This is a genomic window from Actinomycetota bacterium (genome assembly GCA_041658565.1).
Taxonomy (GTDB): domain Bacteria; phylum Actinomycetota; class AC-67; order AC-67; family AC-67; genus JBAZZY01.
The window spans coordinates 1-2513 of sequence record JBAZZY010000108.1 but is presented as its reverse complement, the minus strand read 5'-3'; the positions used below and the strand labels follow the sequence as shown (position 1 = coordinate 2513).

General features: G+C 62.1%; 2 protein-coding genes. Both read left to right on the top strand.

Going from position 1 to position 2513, the window contains the following annotated elements; genetic code table 11:
- Positions 1 to 109 precede the first annotated feature (109 nt).
- A complete protein-coding gene (locus tag WDA27_15545; GenBank protein MFA5892338.1) occupies positions 110 to 1483 on the top strand; it encodes an IS1182 family transposase in 1374 nt (457 codons plus the stop codon).
- A 144-nt stretch (positions 1484 to 1627) separates the two neighbouring features.
- Positions 1628 to 2513: ATP-binding protein (locus WDA27_15540; GenBank protein MFA5892337.1), on the top strand; the 886-nt coding region annotated here is incomplete at its 3' end.

The window sequence follows — 2513 nt, the reverse complement described above, 5'->3', positions numbered from 1 at the left end:
CGTTTCCCACGGCAAGAACGGGCTAGCAGCCTGTCGGACTTAAAAAATTGTTGCACGGCAGGCTGAACTATGCTATAGTCATTTCCTTGTTAAATTCCAGTGTTCCGCCATGTCTAACTTCATCGTAACCGACCGCAAGACTGATTATCTGCTGCCGCCGTCAGTAGATGACTGGCTGGGCGAAGATCACCTGGCACGGTTTGTCGTTGAAGTCATCGACGGACTGGACCTGTCGAATCTGACCCGCCAGTACGCGGGACGAGGCTCGAAGGCGCACCATCCGGCAACCTTGCTGGCGATTCTGGTCTATGGCTACGCTACGGGGGTCTTCTCCAGTCGCCGGCTGGAGCGGGCCACGTATGACTCGGTGGCCTTCCGCTACATTGCGGCCAACAGCCATCCGGATCATGACACCCTGGCCACCTTCCGTCGTCGCTTCCTTGACGAACTGGCGAACCTGTTTGTGCAGGTGCTGGAAATGGCCCAGGAAATGAAACTGCTCAAACTGGGCACCGTCTGTCTGGACGGCACCAAGATCCACGCCAACGCCTCGCGCCACAGCGCGCTGTCGCATGGGCACATCGAGAAGCTTGAAGTCCAGCTCAAGGCAGAAGTGCAGGAACTGTTGGCCTTGGCCGAACAAGCGGATCAGGCCGACATCCCGGATGGCGTCAGCCTTCCCGAAGAGATCAAGCGCCGCGAAGACCGGCTGGCGGTGATGGCGGCGGCCAAGGCCAAAATTGCCGCGCGGGCCGCGGAGCGCTATCAGCGTGAGAAAGCTGAGTACGACGAGAAGATGGCGCGCCGCGCCGCCAAAGAGGAAGAGACGGGGAAGAAGGCAAGGGGCAAGACGCCCGAGGCGCCGAAACCCGGACCGAAGGACAGCGACCAGATCAATCTTACCGACGATGAATCCCGCATCATGCCGGTGGCCGGTGGCGGCTTCGAGCAGTGTTACAACGCCCAAGCGGCCGTCGATGCCTCCACGATGCTGGTCGTTGCCACTGGCGTCACGCAGGCACCCAACGACAAGGAACAGGTCGAGCCGATGCTGAAGACGATCGAAGGGCAGACGGCGGTGCTGGGCGCGGTGGAGCGCCTGATTGCTGACACGGGGTTCTCCAGCGAGAAGAACATCAAGGCATGCGAGGCCGCTCACATTGAACCGCTGATTGCGGTAGCGAGGGAGGAGCACCATCCGGGCTGGCGTGAGCGTCACAGCGAGCCTGCCGCCTTGCCCGATGATGCCGCGCCGATGCAGGCCATGGCCCACCAGTTGAAAACGAAGGCAGGGCGAGCGCTCTACGCGTTACGCAAGCAAACGGTCGAACCGGTCTTTGGCATCATCAAGTCGGTGATGGGCTTTCGGCAGTTTCTTCTTCGCGGACTGAACAACGTCAGCGGGGAGTGGACGCTGGTCTGTCTCGCGTGGAATGTGAAGCGTATGGCCGTGTTGCGCCCAAATTGTGCCGGTAGCTGGTGAAATGAGGCAAAAAGCGATGGAAATAGGGTAAAGCGTAACCATTATGCATATACTCAACCAAAAAGCGCCGAGTAAACTTGTCGATCCCTCAAAATTCAGGTCAAGTCCGACAGGCTGCTAGGCACGGCGGATGAACTCGGGGCAGTGGCACAGTCCTTCAATAGCATGATCCGCCGGCTGCGCGACTCCTATACTTCGATCAACAACCTGCGCGCGGAAATTGTCAGGCGCGAGGCCGCCGAAAGGGAAATCCAGCGCTTCAATGCCGAGCTTGAAGAGCGGGTGCAGCAACGTACGGTAGAACTCGAAGGCGCCAACAAGGAGCTCGAGGCGTTTTCCTATTCGGTATCCCACGACCTGCGCGCGCCCCTGCGCGCCATCGACGGTTTCTCGCGCAAGCTGCTGACCGGCTACGCCGACCGGCTCGACGACGAAGGCCGTCGCCAGCTTCAGGTGGTGCGCGACAATGCCCAACGCATGGGGCAACTGATCGACGACCTGCTCGGCTTCTCGCGCATGGGGCGCCGCGAAATGGACCGGCAGTCGATCGACATGGAAGCCATGGCCTTGGGCGTCATCGACGAGTTGCGCGCGGCCGAGCCGCAACGCGCCATCGAGTTCGCGCTCTTGCCGCCGCTGCCGCGCGCCGGCGGCGACGCCGCCATGCTGCGCCAGGTCTGGGCGAATCTGCTCGGCAACGCCGCCAAGTTCACGCGCCGGCATCCCGTCGCGCGCATCGAAGTCGGCGGCCGCACGGAAGGCGGGGAAGCCATCTACTGGGTCAGGGACGATGGCGCCGGCTTCGACATGCAGTATGCCGACAAGCTGTTCGGCGTCTTCCAGCGCCTGCACCGCCAGGACGAATTCGAAGGCACCGGCGTCGGCCTGGCCATCGCCCAGCGCATCCTGCACCGGCACAACGGCCGCATCTGGGGCGAAGGCAAACCCGAAGCCGGGGCGACCTTCTGGTTCGCCTTGCCCCTGCCATCGACCGACACCCATGCGGGGGATCCTGTCTTGCGCCCGGCCA